We start from the raw sequence: 23,548 nt of genomic DNA, 5'->3' as shown, positions 1-23,548 counted from the left end.
GCAGCCCCCAGAAAGCAGGCATCATGCGCAACAAGATCCTCCTCATCGTCGGCGTCGCCTTCGTCGCGTACGTGTTCGGGAGCAGGGCGGCGACGGTGCAGATCAACAAGGGTGAGTCGGTGAGGCATCAGCTGGTGCGGATGTGGAACGACCCGAAGGCCAGGAAGCAGCGCCGGAAGACGGCGGAGAGAGCGGCGAAGAAGGCGCTCAAGCGCTGAAGCCCTCGAGCGCTGAAAGCCCGACGCGGCGACCGGCTCGCTCTCAGGCCGGTCGCGCGGTCGACTCCCGCACGACGAGCTCGGGCTGGAACACCACGCGTTCCCGCCCGGCGTGACCGCCGGCTTCTCGCAGCATCAGATCGACGGCCGTGTATCCGATGAGTTCGGCGGGCTGGCGGATCGACGAGAGCGGGACCACGGCGGCGGCCGCGAAGTCGATGTCGTCGTAGCCGATGAGGGCGATCTCGTCCGGGACCCGGATGCTGCTGCGCATCATGAGTGCTTGCAGTACCCCCATCGCGAGGAGGTCGTTCGCGGCGAAGACGGCATCGGGTCGATCTTCGGGTGCGCGTGCGCTGAGGGTCTCGCCGGCGGCACGGCCCGAGAGCACGCTCAGCGAATCGGTCAGGATCACTTCGAGGGAGATGCCGGCCTCGTTCGCGGCTCTGCTGGCTCCCTCCAGGCGGTCGACCACCTGTCGGATGCCCATCGGACCCCCGACGAAGGCGATGCGTCGTCGTCCCTGCGCCGCGAGATGCTGCACGGCGAGGTAGCCACCGCCGACGTCGTCGACCGATACCGAGGAGAAGCTCTCGTCGGCGACTTCCCGGTCGACGAGCACCACGGTGGTGCCGCGATCGCGCAGACGTCGCAATCGCGGGAGGTCGTCGGCGAGCGGAGAGATGAGCAGACCGGCGATGCGCTGCTCCTCGAAGAGGTCGATGTAGGCGCGCTCGCGTTCGACCTTCTCGTCGCTGTTGCCGAGTGTGACCGTCATCCGCGCCTCGGCGGCCCGTTCCTCGGCGCCACGGGCGATGTCGGTGAAGAACGGGTTGCGCACGTCGAGCACGACCAGGCCTATCGAGCGACTGTGTCCTGCGCGCAGCTGCCTGGCGGCGTCGTTGCGCACGAAGCCGAGCTTCTCGATCGCCGCTGTGACGCGTTCGACGGTGGCGGGAGACACCTTGTCCGGGTGGTTCAGGACGTTCGAGACGGTCCCGACCGAGACGGATGCGGCGAGTGCGACATCTCGAACACTGACGACCACGGCGTGATTCCTTTCCGCGCCATCCGCGAAACCTGTCCCTGAAACGTACCACCGACCAAACCGTGACTTGACAGGAAGCCAGCGAGAGTCATAAATTTCAGATGCTCCGCTCTTTAAAACGATTCAATCCGCAGGGATGATCCTGCAGCTTAGGTCCGATCGATGACGATTCCCTCTGATACCTCCGGTGCTCCGCCGGCGCTCGAACTCCGCGACATCCGCAAGTCGTTCGGCGCGGTGGTCGCCCTCCGTTCCGGGACGCTGTCGGTCGACGGCGGGTCCATCCACGCCCTGGTCGGCGAGAACGGCGCGGGCAAATCCACCCTCGTGAAGATCGTCGCCGGTCTCTACCAGCGCGACGACGGGGTGTTCCGGTTCCATGGAGAGGACGTGGACTTCTCCTCCACCGCGCAGTCCAAGAGCGCGGGCGTCGCGGTGATCTATCAGGAGCCGACGCTGTTCCCCGATCTGTCCGTCACCGAGAACATCTTCATGGGCCGACAGCCGACCGGGCGCTTCGGCCGTATCGACCGCAGGGGGATGCGCCACGAGGTCGAGCGCCTCTTCACCCGGCTCGGGGTCACCATCGATCCCGACCGTCCGGCGGAGGGTCTGTCCATCGCCGATCAGCAGGTCATCGAGATCGCGAAGGCCGTCTCGCTCGACGCGAGTCTGCTCGTCATGGACGAGCCGACGGCCGCGCTCTCCGGCGTCGAGGTCGAGCGGCTCTTCACGATCGCGCGGAGTCTGCGCGACGAGGGTCGTGCGCTCATCTTCATCTCGCACCGCTTCGACGAGGTGTTTTCACTCTGCGACACCGTCACGGTCATGCGGGACGGTGCGTACATCGCCACCAGCGCGATCGCCGACACCTCGGTCGAGGAGATCGTGCACCAGATGGTCGGTCGCGAGGTGACCGAGCTGTTCCCCAAGCAGCAGACGACCGTCGGCGCGCCGCTGCTGGTGGTCGAGAACCTCACCAGTCCCGGCGTCTTCCACGACATCTCCTTCACCGTGTGCGCGGGCGAGATCGTCGGTCTCGCCGGCCTCGTCGGAGCCGGACGCAGCGAAGTGGTGCGTGCCGTCTTCGGCGTCGACCCGTACCGCGAGGGCTCCGTCACGATGCAGGGCGCACGCATCCCCCGCAGCCGACCCACCGAGGCCATGCGTGCGGGCCTCGCCCTCGTGCCCGAGGACCGCCGCAAGCAGGGGCTCGTGATCGAATCGGGCGTCGGCGGCAACATCACCCTCTCCATCCGCCGCCAGCTCGCGAAGCTGGGGTTCCTCACCACCGGCATCGAGAACCGCGCTGCCCGGGAATGGGCGACCAGGCTCGAGGTCAAGACGCACGCCCTCGACACGGTCGCGGCGACACTCTCCGGTGGGAACCAGCAGAAGGTCGTCCTCGCCAAGTGGCTCGCCACGAAGCCGAAGGTGCTCATCATCGACGAACCGACCAGAGGGATCGACGTCGGCACCAAGTCGGAGGTGCACCGACTGCTCTCCGAGCTCGCGGGGCAGGGGATGGGGATCCTCATGATCTCATCCGAGCTGCCGGAGGTGCTCGGCATGGCTGACCGCGTCCTCGTCATGCGCGAAGGGCGCATCACCGCGGAGATCGCCCGCGCGGAGGCGACTTCCGAGAACGTCATGTACGCCGCCACGCACGCATCGGAGCTCTCCTCGTGACCACCGCCATCCCCGTCTCGTCGATGACGAAGAAGCTCTCCGCGCTCGGTCGGGCGCGCGAATTCGGCATCCTCCTCGCCCTGGCACTCGTGATCGTCGCCGCCACGACGAACAACTCCAACTTCCTGTTCAGCCCCGACGGCTGGCGCGACCTGCTGCTCACGCCCTCGATCCTCGTGCTGGTCGCTGTCGGGCAGGCCATCGTGCTCATCACCCGCAACGTCGACCTCTCGGTCGGCTCGGTCATGGGGCTCACCGCCTACCTCACCGGCCGCCTGTTCATCGACGTGCCCGGCATCCCCATCGTGATCGTGGTCGTGGCCGCCGTCGTCTTCGGTGCCCTCCTCGGACTCGTCAACGGGGCACTGGTCGCCTTCGCCAAGGTGCCGGCCATGGTGATCACGCTCGGTACGCTCTACGCCTACCGCGGCATCAACGTGCTGTGGACCGGCAGCGACCGGGTGAACGCGTCCGACATGCCGAAGGACTTCCTGGCCCTCGGCACCGGGCAGCTCGTGGGCATCCCGATCCTCACGATCGTCGCCCTCATCGTGCTCGCCGCGGCCGCCTGGTACATGAAGAACACGCGCGGTGGTCGGGAGTACTACGCCATCGGATCCGATCCGGCGGCTGCGGAGCTCTACGGCCTGCGCGTCACCCGTCGCGTGCTGACCGCCTTCGTCGTCTCCGGGGCGCTCGCCGGCCTCGCCGGAGTGTTCTACGCGGCCCGCTACGGCACCATCAACTCGCAGGCCGGAGCCGGGTGGGAGCTCGACGCGGTGGGTGCCGCCGTGATCGGCGGCGTCGCCATCACCGGCGGAATCGGCTCCGTGTGGGGCGCGGCGATCGGTGCGGTGCTGCTGCTCACGATCAACCGGGCGCTCCCCATCCTCGGCATCCCCGACTTCTGGCAGCGTGCCGTCGTCGGCCTGCTGATCATCGGCGCGATCGTGCTCGACCGCGTGCTCGCCGTCCGCCAGAAACGACGGCTCATCGAAGCGAGGGACAAGTCATGACCGCCGCGACCACGACCGCGACCACCCGGGTCATCCGCGACTTCGACAAGCCGCTCTGGCGCCGCGTGCTCCTCACCAGGGAGATGGCGATCGTCGCCCTGCTGATCGTCGTCATCATCGTCTCCGCGAGCACCGTACGCGGGTTCGGGCAGCCGATCACGCTGACGTACCTGCTCCTCGACATCGCGCCGATCCTCCTGATCGCCCTGCCCATGACGCTGGTGATGATCACGGGCGAGATCGACCTGTCGGTCGGCAGCATGGTGGGCCTCTCCAGCGTCGTCACGGGGGCTCTCGTGCAGGGCGGGATCCCCTTCGAGGTCGCGGCTCTCGCGGCGCTGCTCGTCGGTCTGGTCGGCGGCGCCTTCAACGGATTCCTCGTGACCGTCGTCGGTCTGCCGTCGCTCGCCGTGACCATCGGAACGCTCGCGCTGTTTCGCGGCCTCGCGGTCGGCCTGCTCGGAACGACGGCGGTCACCGAGTTCCCGGAGTTCTGGACCGATCTCGCCAAGGCAAAGCTCGCCGGCACCACGATCCCCGTCATCATGATCCCGTTCCTGCTCCTCCTGGTCGCGTTCATCCTGCTGCTGCACTACACACCGTTCGGTCGTGGCGTGTACGCGATCGGCCTCTCGAAGGACGCCGCACGGTTCTCGGGCGTGCACGTGGAGCGCACGAAGTTCATCCTCTTCGTGCTCTCCGGAGTGGTCGCCGCGTTCGCCGGGATCTTCTACACCCTCCGCTACGGCAGCGCGCGGGGCGACAACGCCACCGGCCTCGAACTGCAGGTGATCGCGGCGGTCGTGCTCGGCGGCGTCTCGGTCTTCGGCGGCCGGGGCAAGATCTACGGGGTCGTCGCGGCGGCGCTGCTCATCGGCTCGCTCGCCAGCGCACTGCGTCTGATGAACGTGACCTCCGACGTGATCAACATCATCACCGGCGCCCTCCTGGTCATCTCGGTGGTGGCCGCGAGCTTCCTCGCCTGGCTGCAGAAGGCTCGTCGCAGACCGGGACGATCGACCACCGGCGCCGCACCCACAGCTTCATGACGCCGACGCCGCGGTTGCGGCACACCCTCACGAAAGGAACAGAACAATGATGTTTGCACGTAAACGCGTGACCGCTGTCGCTGCGCTCGCGGTCGCCGCCGCGGTCGCCCTGTCCGGATGCACGAGCACCGGTGGCGACGGTGGCGGAGGCGACGGCGGTGACGGCAACCTCGCCGTCACCTTCCTGCCCAAGAACCTCGGAAACCCCTACTTCGACACCTCCAGCAAGGGCGGCAAGGCCGCCGTCGAGGAGTTCGGCGGCACGTTCGCCGAGGTCGGGCCGGCCGAGGCGACTCCCGACGCCCAGGTCAGCTACATCAACACCGCGACGCAGCAGGGCGTCGGGGCACTCGTCGTCTCGGCGAACGACCCGAAGGCCATCTGCGACGCGTTGAACGAGGCCCGCGACGCGGGAGTGAAGGTCGTCACCTTCGACTCCGACACCAACCCGGAGTGCCGCGACGTCTTCGTCAACCAGGCGGATTCGGAGGGCATCGCGAAGGCGCAGGTCGACCAGATCGCCGAGCAGATCGGCGGTGCGGGAGAGATCGCCGTCCTCTCGGCCTCGGCGAACGCGACCAACCAGAACGCCTGGATCGACCTGATGAAGGACTACCTCGCCAGCGACTACCCCGACATCACCCTGGTCGAGACGGTCTACGGCGATGACGACGACCAGACGTCGTTCGACAAGACCGCGGCCCTGCTGCAGACCCACCCGAACCTGAAGGGCATCATCTCGCCCACGACGGTCGGCATCGCCGCAGCCGCCCGCTACCTGTCCACCTCGGACTACAAGGGCAAGGTCGCGCTGACGGGCCTCGGCACGCCGAACCAGATGCGCGAATACGTCGAGGACGGCACGGTCACGTCGTTCGCCCTGTGGAACCCGGAGGACCTCGGCTACCTGGCGGCCTTCGCGGCGCAGGCGCTGATCGAGGGCGACATCACCGGCGAGAAGGGCGACACCTTCACCGCCGGCGACCTCGGTGAGTACACGGTCGGGGAGGACGGCGTCGTGGTGCTCGGCGATCCGTTCGTGTTCAACGCCGACAACATCGGCGAGTTCGACTTCTGATCACCTTCGGGCGTCCGGCCGGCACGAGTGTCGGCCGGACGCTCCCGGAAAGGTCCCCATGATCCGCGTATGCGTGAAGCTCCAGGTGCGTCCGGAGCTTCTGGACGAGTACCGCGAGCGTCACGCGCCGGTGTGGCCGGAGATGCTCGCCGAGATCGCCGCGGCCGGTCGCCGCAACTACTCGCTGTTCCTCGCTCCCGACGGTGAGCTCATCGGCTACTACGAGACCGACGACGATGTCGCGGCGCAGGCATACCTGGCCGCGTCGCCGGTCGCCGCCCGCTGGGAAGCCGAGATGGCCCGCTTCTTCGTCGGCCTCGACGGCCGCCCTGACCAGGCGGCACCCACACTTCCCGAGGTGTTCCACCTCGAAGACCAGCTCTCCACCTCCGGTCTCCCCAACGAAAGCAGCGCATCGTGAGCATCCTCAGTCCCTCGAACCTCGCCATCCTCGCCCAGCAGGGCATCGAGCTTCCCAGCTGGGCCTTCGGCAACTCCGGCACGCGTTTCAAGGTGTTCGGCACTCCCGGCACCCCGCGGGACCCGTGGGAGAAGATCTCCGACGCCGCACAGGTGAACCGCTACACGGCACTCGCGCCGGCGGTGGCGCTGCACATCCCGTGGGACGTGGTGGATTCGTACTCCGACCTGCGCAAGCACGCCGAAGACCACGGGGTGACCCTCGGCACCGTGAACTCCAACACGTTCCAGGACGACGACTACAAGTTCGGTGCCCTCACGCACGAGGACGCGGCCATCCGGCAGAAGGCGATCGACCACCACCTCGCCTGCATCGACGTGATGGATGCGACCGGCAGCCGCGACCTCAAGATCTGGCTGGCCGAGGGGTCGAACTATCCCGGGCAGGCCGACATGCGGGGGCGTCAGGATCGACTGCAGGACTCGCTGCAGAGGATCTACGACCGCCTCGGCGACGACCAGCGCCTGGTGCTCGAGTACAAGTTCTTCGAGCCGGCGTTCTATCACACCGACGTTCCGGACTGGGGAACCTCCTACGCGCAGGTCAGCTCCCTCGGTGACAAGGCGATGGTCTGCCTCGACACGGGCCACCACGCGCCAGGCACGAACATCGAGTTCATCGTGATGCAGCTGCTGCGCCTCGGCAAGCTCGGCTCGTTCGACTTCAACTCGCGTTTCTACGCCGATGACGACCTGATCGTCGGAGCCGCCGACCCGTTCCAGCTGTTCCGCATCCTGTTCGAGGTCATCCGCGGCGGCGGGCTGAACAACCCCGACGTCGCGTTCATGCTCGACCAGTGCCACAACGTCGAGGACAAGATCCCCGGCCAGATCCGCTCGGTGCTGAACGTGCAGGAGATGACCGCCCGAGCGTTGCTCGTCGACCGCGACGCCCTCACCGCCGCGCAGAAGTCGGGGGACGTGCTCGGAGCGAACGCCGTCTTCATGGATGCGTTCTACACCGACGTGCGTCCGGCCCTCGCCGAGTGGCGCGAGACGCGCGGTCTTCCCGCAGATCCCATGGCCGCGTACCTCGCATCCGGATACCAGGAGAAGATCGCCGCCGAGCGTGTGGGCGGTGTGCAGGCCGGCTGGGGCGCCTGAGCTCAGCTCCGCGCGGCGTACTGCTCGCGGATGATCGGCCGATGGTCGACCGCGAATGCACGTGCCTCGCCGTCGTGCCACGACGGACGCTCGCCGGTGAGCGCCCACGCCGCCTGCACGGCAGCACCGCGGGCGACCGCCTCGTCGATTCCCGGCACCACGATCGGCACGTCGAAGACCTGCGCCGCGATCCGCGAGACCGCCGGGTTGCGTGCGGCGCCACCGATGAGCAGGATGCGCGAGGCCGGCACCCCGCACCGGCGGATGGCGTCGAGGCCGTCGGCGAGCCCGCACAGCAGTCCTTCCACCGCGGCACGCGCCAGCGTCTCCCTGCGCGTGGAGGCGAGCGACATGCCGAACAGCGTGGCCGTGGCATCCGGACGATTCGGGGTGCGCTCTCCCTCGAAGTAGGGCTGCAGCACCAGTCCGCCCGCACCCGGCTCTGACTCCAGCGCCAGGCGTGCGAGTTCGGCGTGGTCGACGCCGAGCAGACCCGCGACGGCATCGAGCACCCGCGCCGCGTTGAGCGTGGCGACGAGGGGAAGATGGTTCCCGCTCCCGTCAGCGAAGCCGGCGACCGCTCCGGTGGCGTCGGCGATCGGGTGTTCGGACACGGCGAAGACCGTGCCGCTCGTGCCGATCGAGATCACGGCGTCGCCCGGTCGGGCATCGAGTCCGAGCGCGCCCCCGGCGTTGTCCCCCAGACCCGCGCCGACCACCGTGCCCGTGCGGGTGACGCCCATCCTCTCGGCAGGTCCGAGCACCTTGGGGAGGCGCGGGACGCGACCGAACGCCCGCGCGAGCAGATCGAGATCGTAGGCACCGGTCGAGGCGCTCCAGTACGCAGTGCCGCTGGCATCGGAGCGGTCCGTCGCGAGCGCCTCGAGGTCGGGGCCGAGGTCGCTGGCGCCCGTCGGCCCGAAGCCGCGCAGCCGCCAGGAGAGCCAGTCGTGGGGCAGGGCGACGGCAGCGACCCTGGCCGCATTGGCCGGCTCGTGCTCGCGCAACCACCGCAGCTTCGCGCCCGTGAACGACGCCACAGGCACGACTCCGACCCGGCGCGCGTATTCCTCGGCACCGACTTCGGTCACGAGCGCCGCCGCGGCCTCGGCGCTGCGGACGTCGTTCCAGAGCAGGGCGTCACGCACCACGCGCCCCTGCACGTCGAGCGCCACGAGCCCGTGCTGCTGGGCGGCGACCGAGATCGCGGCGACGTCGTGCAGTCCGCCGGCATCGACGATCGCGCTCTGGAGTGCCGACCACCAGGCCTCGGGGTCCACCTCCGTGCCGGACGGATGCGCCGCCCGGCCGGAGCGCACGATCTCTCCCGTCTCCAGGTCGTGCACACTCACCTTGCAGCTCTGCGTGGACGAATCCACCCCGGCGACGTATGTCGGCATCCGCTTCTCCCTCATCCGTGAACGACCAGTCCGTGAAACACCAGGGCCGCGAAGACACCGAAGCATCTCCGCGGCCCTGGCGCTGCTGTCACTCGGACTGGCCGGTGAGACCCTCGTAGGCGATGTTGCCGCTCTTGAGGTTCTTGTTGGTCATCTCGCTCAGGTTCTTCAGGAACGCGTCGCGCTCCGTGACCACGTGACCGATCGCCTCGTCGACGTTGTCCTTGGTGATCGCTGGCATCAGGTAGACGGGGTTCTCCTTGACGTCCTCGCCCCGCACGATGGCGGCGGCGTAGGCGACACCGGCCGACAGCTCGACCGTGCCGTTCTGCAGCGAGGTTCCGATGAAGTCACCGTTCTTGACGGCCTCGAGGCCGTCGGCGATCCCGTCGATGCCCACGATCGGCACGTCGGTCATGCCGGCTTCCTTGAGCGCCTGCAGTGCACCGAGGCCCATGTCGTCGTTCTGGGCGATCACGCCGTCGATGTCATCCCCGAAGGCCGAGATCCAGTTGCTGACCTTGTTGACGGCCTCATCGCGCTTCCAGTTCGCGGTGTCCTTGGCGAGCACCTTCACGTCGGGGTTCTCGGCGAGCACGTTGTCGATGCCCTTTCCGCGGTTGATCTCGCCCGAGCCTCCGAGCGGTCCCTGCAGGATGATGACGTTGCCCTTCCCGTCGAGGGCGTCCATCATCATCTGCGCCTCCTGCTCACCCGCGGCCACGTCATCGGGCTGTACCGAGCCGGTGAGGTCTTCGCTGTTGAGCGAGGCGTTGACGTCGAAGAAGGGGATGTCGGCGGCCTTCGCGGCGGCGATCTGCGGCTGCAGTGAGTCGGCCTGCACGGGGATGACGACGATCGCGTCGACACCGGCCGTCACGTACTGGTCGACCTGGCTGGCCTGGGTGTTGACGTCGAGGCCCGCGGAGTTCCACAGGATCTCGATGTTGTTCTCGTCGGCGTAGCGCTCGATGCCCTCTTTGCCCTCCGTGACGAAGGACGACATGTCGTAGACGCTCACGCCGATGGTGATGCGCTCCTGACCGCTGTCGTCTGCGCCGCCGGCGTTCGCGTTCGGGTCGCCGGCGCCGCACCCGGCGAGCATCAGTGCTGCGACGGAGGTGACGGCGAAAGCCGCGGCGATGCGGCTCTTCTTGGTGAACATGGGATTCCTCTCGTTGGGTGGTGCGATGAAGCAGGGTCTTCTTCGTCGGGGTGGTCGTCGGTGTGCTAGCGGCTTCGTCGTCGGGTCGCCCACACGTCGACGGCCACCGCCGCGACGATGAGCACGCCCTTGATGACCTTCTGCCAGTACGCGGGCACGGTCAGGATGTCGAGACCGTTGTTGAGCGTCTGGATGAGGAGCAGGCCGAGGGCGGTTCCCCAGATCGAGCCGCGACCGCCGAGCAGGCTCGCCCCGCCGATCACGACGGCAGCGATCGCGTCGAGCTCGTACCCGACGCCGAGGTTCGGTGCGCCGAGGGTGACGCGGCTGGCGAGCATGACGCCGGAGATCCCCGCGAGCATGCCGGAGATGGCGTACACGCTGAAGATGGTGCGGCCCACGTTGATGCCGGCGATGCCCGCGGCGATCGGGTTGCCGCCGATCGCGTACACGCGCATGCCCCACGTGGTGCGGCGCATGATGCTCGCGAGTCCCAGGATGCCGACGATCATCAGGATCACCGGGAGCGTGAGCCCGCCGAACTGCGCGTTGGCGATGCGGGAGAAGTCGGCGGGCAGCCCGGTGATGGGGGCGCCGTTGCCCGCGACATAGGCGACGCCGGATGCGAGAGTGAGCATCCCGAGCGTCGCGATGAAGGGTGGCACTTTGATCACCGAGACCACGAAGCCGTTGATCGCGCCGGCGATGAAGCCGACGACGACACCGGCGACGATCGCGAGCCAGATCTGGTCGGGGAAGGCCTTCGCGGTGAGGCTGCCGAAGACGGCGGATGCGGCGATGACACTGCCGACCGACAGGTCGATGCCGCCGGTGAGGATCACGAGCGTCTGTCCGAGGGCGATCAGGGCGAACGGTGCCGCGGCGACGAGGATCGTCTGCAGGTTGTCGACCGTGCCGAAGCGCGCGCTGCGGTAGAGGAAGAAGGCGATGATGAGCACCATCACGATCACCATCGCGTAGCGGATGGCGAGGTCGCCGAACCAGGTGGGGCTGAAGCGCTTCACTTCCGACTCGGGCACGAAGGTCTGCGCGGCGGTGCGGGTGTCGGTCATCGGTCGTCCTTTGCGGAGGGGGCGGTGCTGCTGGCGGGGGCCTCGGAGATGTCGAGTCCACTCGCGAGGCGGAAGATGCGGTCCTGCACGTCGGGCTGCTGGAGGGCGGCCCGGTCGAGCTCGGCGACCACGCCCCCGTCCTTGAGCACGAGAGCGCGATGCGACAGCGCGAGGATCTCCGGCATATCGCTCGAGGCCATGACCACGGCCATGCCGGAGGCGGCGAGGTCGGTGATGATGCGGTAGATCTCGCTGCGGGCGCCGATGTCGACGCCGCGGGTCGGCTCGTCGAGCAGGAGGACCTTGACCTCGCCGGTGAGCCAACGCGCGAGCACGACCTTCTGCTGGTTGCCGCCGGACAGCGTCTCCATGAGCTGCCCGAGGCCGCGGCTGCGCAGCCTCACCGAACTCATGACCTCGGAGACCGCGTCGACGCGGCTGCGGCCCTTGAGCCATCCCGCGACGGAGAACTGATCCATGCGCGGCAGGGTGGCGTTCGCCAGGATGTCCATGCTGAGCACGGCGCCAGCGCCCTTCCGGTCCTCCGGGACCAGCGCCATGCCTGCGGTGATCGCGTCGGCAGGGCGTCCGCGGCGGACGCGACGGCCCCCGACGGCGATCTCGCCGGCGGTCGAGGAGCGCACTCCGAACAGCGCCTCGATGAGCTCGGTGCGTCCGGCGCCGACGAGCCCTGCGAGTCCGACGATCTCGCCGCGGCGCACCTGCAGGTCGACCGGCTGCGGAGCCGGCGTGTAGTCGAGGCCGCGCACCGAGAGGGCGATGTCGTCGGACGCGGGCGGCAGGTCGGGGAAGAGGTCTTCGAGCTCGCGGCCGATCATCGCGGTCACGATGTCGTCGTCGCTGAGTTCCGAGAGCGGCGCGTCCGCCACGAGGCCGCCGTCGCGGAGGACCACGACCCGATCGGCGATCGCGCGGATCTCCTCCATCTTGTGCGTGGTGAAGAGGATCGCGACGCCGCGGTCGCGCAGCATCCGCATGTTCTCGATCAGACGGGCCACCTCGCGTTCGGCGATCGCGCTGGTCGGCTCGTCCAGCAGCAGCACGCGAGCGCCGGTGCTGGTCGCCTTGACGATCTCGACGATCTGGCGCAGGCCCACCGGCAGGGACCCCATCCGCGTGGATGGGTCGATGTCGACGCCGAACTCCGCGAGCATCTCCTTGGCCTCTCTGGCCATGCGACGACGATCCACGAGCCCGAGGCGCCCCCGCAGCTCCCGTCCGACGAAGATGTTCTCGTACACCGTGGTGTCGAGGATCGAGGCGAGCTCCTGAGGCACGATGGCGATGCCGCGCTGGTGGGCGTCACGTGCCGATCCCGCGGCCAGCTCCTCGCCCCGGACCAGCACCTGACCGGCGTCCGCCTTCATCTGGCCGGAGGCGATCTTCATGAGCGTCGACTTGCCTGCGCCGTTCTCGCCCGCGAGCGCGGTCACGGTGCCCGGCTCGAGATGCAGCCCGACACCCTTGAGCACTGGTACCCCGCCGAACGCCTTGCGGATTTCGATGCACGCGAGCATGTCGGGCTGCTCGTCGAGGGTGATGCTTCCCGTGCGCTCGAGGTCGGTCATGCGTCCCCCGCGTGCTCGCGGCCGGGGCGCACGATGCTCTTCAGCGTCGAGGGCTGCGCGGCGGAATCGAGTGCCTCCCGGACCTCGGCGATACCGAACGTGCCGGTCACGAGGGCGTCGAGGTCGACGGCGCCGGAAGAGACGAGCTCGATCGCGGTCGGCCAGGTGTTCGCGTAGCGGAAGATGCCGGTGACGACCAGCTCGCGGTTCTGGATGGTGGAGACGGGGAGGGCGATCTCGTCGGCACCCATGCCGACGAGTACGGCCACGCCGCCGGGCTTCAGCGCGGAGATGCCCTGCTTCACGGCGACAGGGGAGCCCGAGGCGTCGACGAAGGAGTCGTATCCCGAGCCGAGGGGACCTGCGGCGGGGTCGACCGCCTCTGTCGCGCCGAAGCGCAGGGCGACCTCTCGGCGTTCCGCCATCGGATCGCTGATCACGATCTCGGTGGCGCCGAAGGCCCGTGCGGTCTGCGCGGTGACGATGCCGATGGGGCCGGCCCCGGTGATCAGCACCCGGCTGCCCGGGCGCACCCCCGCCTTCTGCACGGCGGCGATGGCGACGGACAACGGCTCCATGAGCGCCGCGGCGTCGTCGCTCACGGAGTCGGGCACGGCGTAGGCGAAGTCGCCCTGGATCGCGACGTACTCGGCGAAGGCGCCATCGATGGGTGGGGTGGCGTAGAACTCGATCTGCGGGCAGAGGTTGTAACGGCCGCTCCGGCAGAACTCGCACACACGGCACGGGCGCTGCGGTTCGATGGAGACGCGCTCGCCGAGGCGGGAGTCGTCGATGTCGGCGCCGACCGCGACGATGGTGCCGCCGGCTTCGTGGCCGAGGACGAGCGGCTCCTCCACGACGAAATCGCCGATGCGTCCCTCGTGGAAGTAGTGGACGTCGGAGCCGCAGATGCCGACCGCGTTCACCCGGACGATCACCTGATCGGGGGCGGGGGCCGGCACGGGGCGGGTCTCGATCGTCAGCTCGCCGGCTCGGACCAGCACGCTCGCACGCATGGTCGTCGGCAGTTCAGTGCGCTTCATCGGGCTCCTCGTGGTGCGTGTGCAGTCGCGCGGTCGTGATTGCTCGACCGACATTAGCCATGCGTGACGGATGAGACAACCAGGTGCTCAGATGAGCGCAAGCGGTCGGATCCGGATATGCTGATCGGACTTGGCGGCGTGAGAGGAAGAGGCGACATGGGACCCGATGAGCTGGTGCGGATCTCGCACGTCGCACGCCGGCATTACCTCGAAGGGCGGACGAAGATCGAGATCGCGGAAGAGCTCGGTCTCTCGCGCTTCAAGATCGCCCGGATGCTGGAGGATGCGCTCGAGCAGGGGCTGGTCAAGATCACAATCGAGGCGCCGGACTCGCTCGATCTCGACCTGTCGATGCAGCTGCGCGCTCGGTTCGGCCTCACGCGCGCTCTCGCGGTGATCACCCCGGGGACGACGCCCGAGCTGATCCAGGACCGATTGGGTCGTGCCGCCGCCGACCTGCTCAGCGAGATCGTCACCGACGGCGACGTGCTCGGGCTCACGGCCGGTCGCACCCTGACCGCGATGGCCGGGCACCTGCGCACCCTGGCGACGTGCGAGGTCGTCCAGCTCGCCGGGGTCGCCGCGCCGACGCCCGAGAACGGCGTCGAGGTGATCCGCCAGGTGAGTCGGATCTCGGGCGGTCGCTCCCGCGCCATCTTCGCGCCCCTGCTCGTGGAGACCGCAGCGACCGCCTCCGCCCTGCGGCGCGAACCCGGCATCATGGAGACCTTCCGCCGGTTCGACTCGGTGACCAAGGCCGTCGTCGCGGTCGGATCGTGGAGTCCGCCCGACTCTCAGCTCTACGACAATGCGGGGAGGGCGGGCGCGCTCGACGAGTTGCTCGCCGCCGGCGTCAAGGCGGAGATCTGCGCGACGCTCATCGACGAGAACGGAGCCGTGGTGGGGTCGGTGGCCGAGCGGTCGCTCGCGGTGTCCACCGAGCAGCTGCGGCACATCCCCGAGGTGATCGCGGTGGCCGGCGGCCCGTCGAAGACAGGTGCCGTCATCGCCGCGCTGCGTTCCGGGATCGTCGACTCCCTGGTGACGGACGCGGCTCTCGCCCGACGGCTGCTCGAGTCGCCGGTCTGAGCGCGACCTGCGCACCGCATCAGCGCGGGGCGGGTTCGTAGTTCCGCAGCTCGGTGGAGGCGCGCACCATGCGGCGCAGGTCGGCGAGGCCTCCGTGCACTGCGCCGTGCGCACGGGCCTGCACCAGGAGGTTCCCCATCGATGTGGCCTCCGATGGCCCGGCCGTCACCGTCCGGCCGGAGCGATCCGCGACCGCCTGGGCGAGGATCGACGACTCGGAGCCGCCCCCGACCAGATGGATCACCCGCACGTCCACGCCCGAGAGCGTCGCCGCTTCCTCGACCTGCCGGGCGACGAAGGCGCCGAGGCTCTCCAGCACCAGCCGCACCACTCCGGCGCGGTCGGTCGGCATGCGTCCGCCGGACTCGGCCACGAGTTCGGCGATGCGCGCGGTCATCTGCCCCGGTCGCAGCAGGCGGGGGTCGCCGGTGTCGACCAGCACTCCGGCGCTCGGGGCGGCGTCCGCACGGGCCAGCAGGTCGCGGCGGGCGGCTGTGCTGCGCGCCCCCCAGCCGTCGAGCCCCCATTCCCGCATGCATTCGTTGACGATCCAGAGTCCCGCGGCTATGCGCAGGAACCGTACGGTGCCGTCGAGGCCGAGCTCGTTCGTGAAACCCGCTTCGCGGGCCTGGTCGCTGGTGATGAGGTGATCGACCTCGACGCCGGTGAGGATCCAGGTGCCGCACGAGACGTACGCGAAATCCTGATCGCGGGCTGGCACGGCGATCACCGCGCTCGCGGTGTCGTGTGAGGCCACGGCGGTGATGTCGGTCGCGTCCCCGGGGGCGAGGATCCCCTCGGAGACACGGCCGGTCACCGTGCCGGGGAAGACGACGTCGGGGAAGATCCTCGACGGCAGGCCCAGAGCCTCGATCCGGCTGACATCCCAGCCGCCGCCGCGGGGGAGTGCGAGGCCGGTGCTGGAGACGTTCGTGGCCTCGGCGACGTCCGCGGCGCCGAGCCAGCGTCCGAGCAGATCGGGCATCAGCAGCATCTGCTGCACGGTGTCGAGTCGTCCGGCCTCCCGGTCGGCCGCCAGCTGATAGATCGTCATGATGGGGAGCGCGGTGACCCCGGTCGTGCGGAAGGCCTCGGCGGCGGGCAAGATCTCCTCGACGATCGGGAAGCTGCGCTCGGTGCGGGCGTCGCGCTGATGGAAGGGAGCATCGAGGAGACCGTCGTAGCCGAGCAGGCCGTAGTCGCCCGACCACGCGTCGACGCCGATGCTGGTGAAGGCCGGCCCCTCCCTGCGCAGCCGGGTGAGGCCGACGAGTGCATCTCGATACAGCCGTTGCGCGTCCCACCGCAGGCCGAGCTCATCCGTGAACGCACGGTTGCGGAACCGGTGCACCCCGTCGATCCGCAACCGCTCGCCGTCGACGGTCGCGCTCACGACACGACCGCTGGACCCGCCGAGATCGACGGCGGCAGCTCGGAAGGTCGCCGAGCCGAGGGGCAGTTCGGGCATGCCACTCAGCCTATGGCCGGGCCTCTGGTTCGGGCCTATGGTCCGGTGAGCCCTCAGACGCTGGTGTATCCCCCGTCGATGAGGATGCTCTGCCCCACGACATAGCTCGAGCGCTCGCTCGCGAGATAGACCAGCAGGTCGCCGAGCTCTTCGGGTTGCCCCATGCGCCCCGCCGGGATGCGCCGTACCCACTCGTCGGCCATCTCGGGGTTCTCCGCCACGAAGTCCCTGGTCATGTCGCTGGCGAAGTATCCGGGGGCGATCGCGTTGACGCGGATGCCGAGAGGCCACCATTCGATCGCCGCGCTCTTCGTGAACATCGACACCGCGGCCTTCGAGGTGTTGTAGGCGGCCTGGGTCTGCGGGATGTTCACGGCGAACGCCGACATCGACGACACGTTGACGATGCTGGCCGGGTTGCCGCGGTCCGCCTCGACGTGCCGGCGTGCGAACTCACGGCTCGTGACGAAGGTGCCGGTGACGTTGACGTCGAGCACCCGCCGCCAGTCGTCCGTGCTGGTGTCGAGGAGGGGCGTGCCCGATGTGATGCCGGCGCTGTTGACGAGCACGTCTGCCGCGCCCAGCCGCTCGCCGATGATGTCGAAGGCGGCGGCGACGGATGCCTCAGAGACGACATCGACGCTGACGCCCAGGCAGCGTCGACCCGAAGCGGACTCCAGGGCATCGGCGGCTTCGGCGACGGTGTCGAGGCGGTCGAGGAGTGCGACCTCGGCGCCCCCGGAGGCGAGGGCCTCGGCCATGGCGTAGCCGAGGCCCCGCGCTCCGCCGGTGACGACGGCCACGCGGCCGAGGAGTGGTTCCGTGGTGTTTCCGAGCATGAGCAGAGCCTAGCGGGGGCGCTCAACCTGGAACACTCACCGCTCATATGAGCGCGCGCGATCGAGGTCGCTGGTCGCGCGATCCGTCTCATCGCGCGCACCGGATAGATTCCTCCCATGGCTCTTTCCGGCAATCTCGAGGCGCAACGACGCCGAGACGAACTCGTCGAACTCGCCAACGGCCCCCAGGGTGTGATGATCGAGGCTGCGGCCGAGCTCTTCGCGGTGTCGTCGATGACGATCCGTCGAGACCTGCTCGAACTCGAGGCGGAGGGTCGTGTGCGCCGCGTGCGTGGCGGGGCGACGGCGGCGCCGCGCGCCCGCCCCTTCGATGCGCGTCGGGCCATCAGGGCCAGCGCGAAGCGAGCGATCGCCGAGAAGACCCTGCGCCTCGTCCCCGCCCAGGGGAGTGTCGCCTTCGATGCCTCCTCGACGGTCAACATGCTCGCGTCGGCGATCGGGCCGCGCGCAGGGCTCACCGTCTACACGAACTCGTTCGAGTCGTTCCAGGTGCTGCAGCCGCTGGACGGCGTCACCGCGGTTATCTCCGGCGGCACGGCCGAGCCCACCACGGGCAGTCTCGTTGGGCCGATCGCCCGCCGGAGCATGCGCTCGGTCTACTTCGACGCGTTCTTCTCCTCGGCGGATGCGCTCGACGGCGCCGACGGCACGTCCGAGGTGTCGGTCGAAGAGGCCGAGCTGAAGCAGGCGATGGCCGCGAACGCCGGAACGACGGTCGTGTGCGTCGACTCCAGCAAGCTCGGCCGTCGCTCGGTGGCCCGCGCGCTCGACGGCGATGAGATCTCCGTGCTGATCACGGAGCTCGATCCCGCGGACGAGCGGCTCGATGCCTTCCGAGGGATCGCGGACATCCTCTGATCACCGGAACCCTTCTCCTTGACGTCGGTTCGTGTTATCTTTCACATGAAGTAACAGTACGAGTGTGCACGGTCGTGTGCACCGCCCCTGTCTTGGAGAGTCATGACCAACGCCACCGCCGCCGCTCTGATCGCCCGGTCGAACCGCCTCGGCGCCGACCCGAAGAACACCAACTACGCCGGCGGGAACACCTCCGCGAAGGGCACCGAGACCGATCCGGTGACGGGGCAGCCGGTCGAGCTGATGTGGGTCAAGGGTTCGGGTGGCGACCTGGGCACGCTGACCGAGCAGGGCCTCGCGGTGCTGCGCCTCGACCGCATGCGCGCTCTCGTCGACGTGTACCCCGGGCTCGACCGCGAGGACGAGATGGTCGCCGCGTTCGACTACTGCCTGCACGGCAAGGGCGGGGCTGCGCCGTCGATCGACACCGCCATGCACGGCCTGGTCGACGCCGCCCACGTCGACCACCTGCACCCCGACTCGGGCATCGCGATCGCCACCGCGGCCGACGGAGAAGCGCTGACCGCGAAGATCTTCGGTGAGAAGGTCGTCTGGGTGCCGTGGCGGCGGCCCGGCTTCCAGCTCGGACTCGACATCGCCGAGATCAAGAAGCAGAACCCGCAGGCGATCGGCTGCATCCTCGGCGGACACGGCATCACCGCCTGGGCCGACACCTCGGAGGAGGCGGAGGCGAACTCCCTCTGGATCATCGACACCGCAGCCGCCTACATCGCGGAGAACGGCAAGGCCGATCCGTTCGGCGGCGTCCGCTCGGGCTTCGAGGCCCTCCCGGCTGGGGATCGGCGTGGGCGCGCGGCGGCCCTCGCCGGCACGATCCGCGGCATCGCCTCGACCGACAAGCCGATGGTCGGGCACTTCACCGATGCCGACGTGGTGCTCGACTTCGTGGCCTCCGAGAAGGCGCCGACGCTCGCCGCCCTCGGTACCAGCTGCCCCGACCACTTCCTGCGCACCAAGGTCAAGCCGCTGATCCTCGACCTGCCGGCCACCGCATCCGTCGAGGAGCAGATCGCCCGCCTGCACGAGCTGCACGCGCAGTACCGCACCGACTACCAGGCCTACTACGACGCGCATGCCACGGCCGAGTCGCCCGCCATCCGCGGCGCCGACCCGCTCATCGTGCTGATCCCCGGCGTGGGCATGTTCTCGTACGGGGCCAACAAGCAGACCGCCCGCGTCGCCGGCGAGTTCTATGTGAACGCGATCAACGTGATGCGCGGCGCCGAAGCGCTCTCGACGTACGCTCCGATCTCGGATGCCGAGAAGTTCGACATCGAGTACTGGGCGCTGGAGGAGGCCAAGCTGCAGCGGATGCCGAAGCCGAAGTCGCACCAGGGACGCATCGCCTTCGTCACCGGTGCCGCCTCCGGCATCGGCAAGGCCATCGCCACCCGTCTCGCCGCCGAGGGTGCGTGCGTCGTGATCGCCGACCTCGACCTCAAGAAGGCGCAGGCGGCGGCCGCCGAGCTGGGGAACACCGATGTCGCGATCGGCATCGCCGCGAACGTGGCGGATGCCGACGCTGTCCAGGCCGCGTTGAACGAGGCTGTGCTCGCCTTCGGCGGCGTCGACCTCGTGGTCAACAACGCCGGGCTCTCGCTATCGAAGCCGCTGCTGGAGACCACGGAGAAGGACTGGGATCTGCAGCACGACGTGATGGCGAAGGGGTCGTTCCTGGTCTCGAAGGCCGCCGCTCGGGTGCTCATCGACCAGAAGCTCGGCGGCGACATCATCTACATCTCGTCGAAGAACTCGGTCTTCGCAGGACCCAACAACATCGCCTACTCCGCGACCAAGGCCGACCAGGCACACCAGGTGCGGCTGCTCGCGGTCGAGCTCGGCGAGTACGGTATCCGTGTGAACGGCATCAACCCCGACGGCGTGGTCCGCGGCTCGGGCATCTTCGCCTCCGGGTGGGGTGCGAACCGTGCCGCCACCTACGGGGTCAAGGAGGAAGACCTCGGTCAGTACTACGCCAACCGCACGATCCTCAAGCGCGAGGTCGTGCCCGAGAACGTGGCGGACGCGGTGTACGTGCTGACCGGTCCCGAGCTCAGCCGCACCACGGGCCTGCACATCCCGGTCGACTCCGGCGTCGCCGCGGCGTTCCTGCGATGAGCGTTCGCGCGGTCGCGGCCGTCGATCTCGGGGCGACCAGCGGCCGCGTGATGATCGGGCGGATCGGGGAGGGGCGGCTCGAGCTCGAACTCGTGTCCCGCTTCCCGAACGGTCCCGTGGAGCGGGAGGACGGACTGCACTGGGACTTCGACGCCCTGTATGCGCACGTCGTGGACGGGCTGGCGGAGGCGGTGCGGCGGGAGCCGACGATCGAGAGCATCGGGATCGACTCCTGGGCCGTCGACTACGGCCTGCTCGCGGACGGCGTTCTCCTCGCCGAGCCGTTTCACTACCGCGACTCCCGCACGGCTCAGGGCGTTGCCGAGGTGCACGCCATCGTGCCGTTCTCTGAGCTGTACGCTCGCAACGGCCTGCAGTTCCTGCCGTTCAACACCCTGTACCAGTACCGGGTGGACGAACGGATGACCGCGGCCGACACCGTGCTCCTCCTCCCCGATCTGGTCGCATTCCTCCTCACCGGTGCCAGCGTCGCCGAGCGCACGAACGCCTCCACGACGGGGCTGCTGAGCATCGACGACGGTGATTGGGACACCGACCTCGCGACGCGCATCGGCATCCCGCCGCGTCTCCTGCCTCCGTTGGTCGACCCCGGCGCGGTGATCGGGTCGCTGCAGCCCGAGCTCGCCGAACTCGTCGGCAAGGCTCTCCCCGTGATCGCCGTCGGGTCGCACGACACCGCCTCTGCCGTCGTCGCCGTCCCCATGACATCGCCCTCAGCCGCCTACATCTCGTGCGGCACGTGGGGCCTGGTGGGTCTGGAACTGGCGGAGCCCGTGCTGACGGATGCGGCGCGCGAGGCGAACTTCACGCACGAGCTCGGCGTAGACGGTCGATACCGCTTCCTGCACAACGTCACCGGCCTGTGGCTGCTGAGTGAGAGCGTGCGGGCGTGGGAGGCTCAGGACGGTGCACGCATCGACCTCACCGAGCTGCTCGCGGAGGCGGCCGCCGTATCGGACGACGTACCGCTGTTCGATGCGAACGATCCTTCGCTCAGTGCACCCGGCGACATGCCCAGCCGCATCGCGACGCTGGTCGAGGCGTCAGGAGCATCCGCTCCGACGGAGCGAGCCGTGTTCACGCGCAGCATCGTGGAGAGTATCGCCGCGGCGTTCGCCGAGACCGTGCGAGCGGCGTCCGACCTCTCCGGGCGTGAGGTCGACGTGATCCACCTCGTCGGCGGCGGATCCTTGAACGCGCTCCTCTGCCAGGCCATCGCCGATCGTTCGGCCCTGCCGGTGCTGGCCGGCCCCGTCGAGGCGACCGCGCTCGGCAACGTGCTCGTGCAGGCGCGTGCGCTGGGCGCAGCGGTCACCGACCTGGAGGGGCTGCGCGAGCTGGTCGCCGCCACGCATCCGGTCCGTCGGTTCGAGCCGCGCGGCTGACCGTTCCGCTGACCGCGCGGCTGACCGTGCGGCTGGTCGCGCCGCTGACTCGATGGCGCCCTGACGGGCGCGACGTCAGATGACGTGCGTGTTCGGCAGCGAGCTCACGGTCGGGCGGGCGTAGGCGCGGCGCCGGGCGGAGATGTCGGTCGGGCGGGCGGCGCGCGGAACGCTCCGATCGACCGCCACGACCTCGAACTCCTGGATCTGCGCCGGCCGCACCGGGGTGAGGTGGATCATGCAGATCAGCTCGCCGCGCTCGCCGGGGATCGACCAGGTGATGTCGGCCGGTGTCGCCGCGGAGACGACTTCTGGCGTGCCGAGGTCGTCGCGCAGCGGACCCACCAGGGCGATGAGCTCCTCGATCGCGGCCCGGCGCTGGAGGAGCGGGCGGTCGAAGTCGATGTTGTCGGCGAAGATCGCGGCAGCGGCGTCGTCATCCCAGGACCGGATCAGCGCGTCGGCCGCGGACATCAGCCGACGTGTCTCCGGCCACGGCTGCACGGTGCGGGCGGGGGCGTCGTGAAAGGCGAGTGCGCGGAACAGCGCCTCCTCCGAGAGGGCGACCGGGTTGCTCCGGTGGCTGTTCGTGAAGATGACGATGCCCATGCCGGACCCCGCGTGCCACACCATGTTCAGGATGAACCCCGGGAGGCCGCCGCTGTGCGTGACGATGCGTCCGCGGTGCAGGTCTTCGCGCACGAAGAGGCCGAGCGCGTAGCCGCCGGTGACGAACTTCCAGGAGCCGTCGGGGTGGGCCTGCAGCGAGGGGATGTCGAGCTGATGGATGCGCTGCAGCTCTCGTCGTGAAGCCCGGCTCACCACGGCATCGTCGCTGCCAGGCAGTGTCGATGCCGCGAGGAACCTGACCCAGACACTGAGGTCGTTGATGGTCGACTGCATGCCACCGGCCGCGGCCATGGCGTCGGACACTTCCGACGGGAAGCCCACCCAGTCGCCCGCGCTGTCCAGCGAGTAGCCGACCGCCCTCGCGAAGCCGCCCTCCGGAGCGCGGTTGTCGAACCACGTGCTGTTCATCCCCAGCGGGCGCAGGATCTCATCGGTGACCCAGTCCTCGACACGGCGGCCCACGGCTGTGCCCACCGCGAGGCCTGCCATCGTGAAGCCGATGTTGGAGTACTCGAAGGCGCTTCCGGGGTGGGTGCTGTAGTTGAAGCCGGGTCTGATCCGTTCGACCAGCTCCGCTTCGGAGAGGCCGAGGAACGGGTCGACCCAGGAGTTGTCCTCGGTGAGACCGCCGCCCATGCTGAGCAGCTGTCGCAGGGTCGGAGCGATCGCCGGTTCCTCGCCCACGGTCCCGTGCCATTCGGGGTAGAAGTCGGTGATGGGAGCCTCCAGGTCGAGGAGGCCGCGGTCGCGGGCGAGCAGGGCACCGAGCGCGACGAAGCTCTTGGTCATCGAGGCGATCGGGAAGACGGTGTCGGCGTCGGGAGACGTGCCTTCGTCGTCGGCGGTGCCGAACCCGCGCGTGTGCTCCAGGCCGTCGGGTCCGACGAGGCCGTACACCAGACCAGGCGACTGACCCGCGGCCGTGTACTGCCCGAAGAACGCGTCGAGCTGATCGACGAGCGGCACGACGAGGGTTTCGCTGGACATGGAGACTCCCTTGTTCTCGCGGTCGGCATTCGGCCGTCGCGCTGGTTCGTCTCCACACTCTCGTGTGCCGGGCTCGAAGTCATGTCCGCGGGCACCGAGTGTCGGCTCCTGCTTGTGCGAGGTGACGAAGAAGCGGCTCGGAGCGGGCTGGCCGGGACC

General features: G+C 69.0%; 20 protein-coding genes. 11 read left to right on the top strand and 9 right to left on the bottom strand.

All coding sequences use genetic code 11. From position 1 onward, the window contains the following. The first annotated feature begins 23 nt into the window (after window positions 1-23). Window positions 24-218: a hypothetical protein gene (locus tag ABRP18_RS16860; RefSeq protein ID WP_349885074.1), complete on the top strand. Its 195-nt coding sequence runs from the start codon at window positions 24-26 to the stop codon at window positions 216-218. Between the two features lie 43 nt (window positions 219-261). Here the strand turns inward: ABRP18_RS16860 and ABRP18_RS16855 are convergent, their stop codons facing one another. Beyond that, window positions 262-1,266 carry a LacI family DNA-binding transcriptional regulator gene (locus tag ABRP18_RS16855; protein ID WP_046748653.1) on the bottom strand — a complete coding sequence of 335 codons (1,005 nt, stop codon included), beginning with the start codon at window positions 1,264-1,266 and terminating at the stop codon, window positions 262-264. 162 nt (window positions 1,267-1,428) lie between these two features. On the opposite strand from ABRP18_RS16855, the gene ABRP18_RS16850 reads away from it, so the two are divergent. Genes ABRP18_RS16850 through rhaI form a run of 6 tightly spaced genes read left to right on the top strand, consistent with a single transcriptional unit; the run spans window position 1,429 to window position 7,682 of the window. Next, complete coding sequence (locus tag ABRP18_RS16850; protein WP_046748654.1) at window positions 1,429-2,955, top strand: sugar ABC transporter ATP-binding protein; 1,527 nt, start codon at window positions 1,429-1,431, stop codon at window positions 2,953-2,955. Between the two features lie 23 nt (window positions 2,956-2,978). Continuing rightward, window positions 2,979-3,971, top strand: coding sequence for an ABC transporter permease (locus ABRP18_RS16845; protein WP_113680124.1), 993 nt, complete (start codon window positions 2,979-2,981; stop codon window positions 3,969-3,971). After that, the gene (locus ABRP18_RS16840; protein WP_046748656.1) at window positions 3,968-5,020 is read left to right on the top strand and encodes an ABC transporter permease; all 1,053 of its coding nucleotides are present in this window, start codon (window positions 3,968-3,970) and stop codon (window positions 5,018-5,020) included. Before ABRP18_RS16845 ends, ABRP18_RS16840 begins: the two co-directional genes overlap by 4 nt. A gap of 46 nt (window positions 5,021-5,066) precedes the next feature. Next, window positions 5,067-6,098, top strand: a complete 1,032-nt coding sequence (gene rhaS / locus ABRP18_RS16835; RefSeq protein WP_046748657.1) for a rhamnose ABC transporter substrate-binding protein — start codon at window positions 5,067-5,069, stop codon at window positions 6,096-6,098. A 58-nt stretch (window positions 6,099-6,156) separates the two neighbouring features. Next, window positions 6,157-6,519 (top strand): L-rhamnose mutarotase, encoded by a 363-nt coding sequence (locus ABRP18_RS16830; RefSeq protein ID WP_058633004.1) that lies wholly within the window; start codon window positions 6,157-6,159, stop codon window positions 6,517-6,519. Next, window positions 6,516-7,682: an L-rhamnose isomerase gene (rhaI, locus tag ABRP18_RS16825; RefSeq protein ID WP_061015125.1), complete on the top strand. Its 1,167-nt coding sequence runs from the start codon at window positions 6,516-6,518 to the stop codon at window positions 7,680-7,682. The genes ABRP18_RS16830 and rhaI overlap by 4 nt, the downstream gene beginning before the upstream one ends. A 2-nt stretch (window positions 7,683-7,684) precedes the next feature. On the opposite strand, the gene xylB is transcribed toward rhaI, so the two are convergent. The 5 genes from xylB to ABRP18_RS16800 all read right to left on the bottom strand — a co-directional run bounded on the left by xylB (window position 7,685) and on the right by ABRP18_RS16800 (window position 13,952). Next, complete coding sequence (gene xylB / locus ABRP18_RS16820) at window positions 7,685-9,082, bottom strand: xylulokinase (RefSeq protein ID WP_061015124.1); 1,398 nt, start codon at window positions 9,080-9,082, stop codon at window positions 7,685-7,687. Window positions 9,083-9,170: 88 nt separating this feature from the next. Then, window positions 9,171-10,187, bottom strand: a complete 1,017-nt coding sequence (locus tag ABRP18_RS16815) for a substrate-binding domain-containing protein (RefSeq protein ID WP_171011038.1) — start codon at window positions 10,185-10,187, stop codon at window positions 9,171-9,173. Window positions 10,188-10,312: 125 nt separating this feature from the next. Next, complete coding sequence (locus tag ABRP18_RS16810; protein WP_349885073.1) at window positions 10,313-11,320, bottom strand: ABC transporter permease; 1,008 nt, start codon at window positions 11,318-11,320, stop codon at window positions 10,313-10,315. Next, window positions 11,317-12,909 (bottom strand): sugar ABC transporter ATP-binding protein, encoded by a 1,593-nt coding sequence (locus ABRP18_RS16805; RefSeq protein WP_179515723.1) that lies wholly within the window; start codon window positions 12,907-12,909, stop codon window positions 11,317-11,319. The genes ABRP18_RS16810 and ABRP18_RS16805 overlap by 4 nt, the downstream gene beginning before the upstream one ends. Further along, entirely contained in the window at window positions 12,906-13,952 is a 1,047-nt protein-coding gene (locus ABRP18_RS16800) for an NAD(P)-dependent alcohol dehydrogenase (protein ID WP_179515724.1), read from the bottom strand. Before ABRP18_RS16800 ends, ABRP18_RS16805 begins: the two co-directional genes overlap by 4 nt. A gap of 156 nt (window positions 13,953-14,108) precedes the next feature. Here ABRP18_RS16800 and ABRP18_RS16795 point away from each other — a divergent pair, with 156 nt between their 5' ends. Then, the gene (locus tag ABRP18_RS16795) at window positions 14,109-15,041 is read left to right on the top strand and encodes a sugar-binding transcriptional regulator (protein ID WP_046748663.1); all 933 of its coding nucleotides are present in this window, start codon (window positions 14,109-14,111) and stop codon (window positions 15,039-15,041) included. 19 nt (window positions 15,042-15,060) lie between these two features. Here the strand turns inward: ABRP18_RS16795 and ABRP18_RS16790 are convergent, their stop codons facing one another. After that, the gene (locus ABRP18_RS16790; protein WP_193761151.1) at window positions 15,061-16,509 is read right to left on the bottom strand and encodes a rhamnulokinase family protein; all 1,449 of its coding nucleotides are present in this window, start codon (window positions 16,507-16,509) and stop codon (window positions 15,061-15,063) included. A gap of 53 nt (window positions 16,510-16,562) precedes the next feature. Next, entirely contained in the window at window positions 16,563-17,348 is a 786-nt protein-coding gene (locus ABRP18_RS16785; RefSeq protein ID WP_349885072.1) for an SDR family oxidoreductase, read from the bottom strand. A gap of 117 nt (window positions 17,349-17,465) precedes the next feature. On the opposite strand from ABRP18_RS16785, the gene ABRP18_RS16780 reads away from it, so the two are divergent. From ABRP18_RS16780 to ABRP18_RS16770, 3 genes are all read left to right on the top strand, one after another. Then, on the top strand, window positions 17,466-18,227 hold the full coding sequence (locus ABRP18_RS16780; RefSeq protein ID WP_349885071.1) for a DeoR/GlpR family DNA-binding transcription regulator: 762 nt from the start codon (window positions 17,466-17,468) through the stop codon (window positions 18,225-18,227). 102 nt (window positions 18,228-18,329) lie between these two features. Next, window positions 18,330-20,366, top strand: coding sequence for a bifunctional aldolase/short-chain dehydrogenase (locus ABRP18_RS16775; protein ID WP_349885070.1), 2,037 nt, complete (start codon window positions 18,330-18,332; stop codon window positions 20,364-20,366). Beyond that, window positions 20,363-21,772: a rhamnulokinase family protein gene (locus tag ABRP18_RS16770; RefSeq protein ID WP_179515727.1), complete on the top strand. Its 1,410-nt coding sequence runs from the start codon at window positions 20,363-20,365 to the stop codon at window positions 21,770-21,772. Before ABRP18_RS16775 ends, ABRP18_RS16770 begins: the two co-directional genes overlap by 4 nt. A gap of 75 nt (window positions 21,773-21,847) precedes the next feature. Here the strand turns inward: ABRP18_RS16770 and ABRP18_RS16765 are convergent, their stop codons facing one another. After that, window positions 21,848-23,389 carry a serine hydrolase domain-containing protein gene (locus ABRP18_RS16765; RefSeq protein ID WP_349885069.1) on the bottom strand — a complete coding sequence of 514 codons (1,542 nt, stop codon included), beginning with the start codon at window positions 23,387-23,389 and terminating at the stop codon, window positions 21,848-21,850. Window positions 23,390-23,548: the final 159 nt, after the last annotated feature.

The organism is Microbacterium sp. WHRI 7836, from assembly GCF_040223885.2.
In the GTDB taxonomy this organism is placed as follows: domain Bacteria; phylum Actinomycetota; class Actinomycetes; order Actinomycetales; family Microbacteriaceae; genus Microbacterium; species Microbacterium oxydans.
This window is presented reverse-complemented; position numbering and strand designations above follow the sequence as displayed.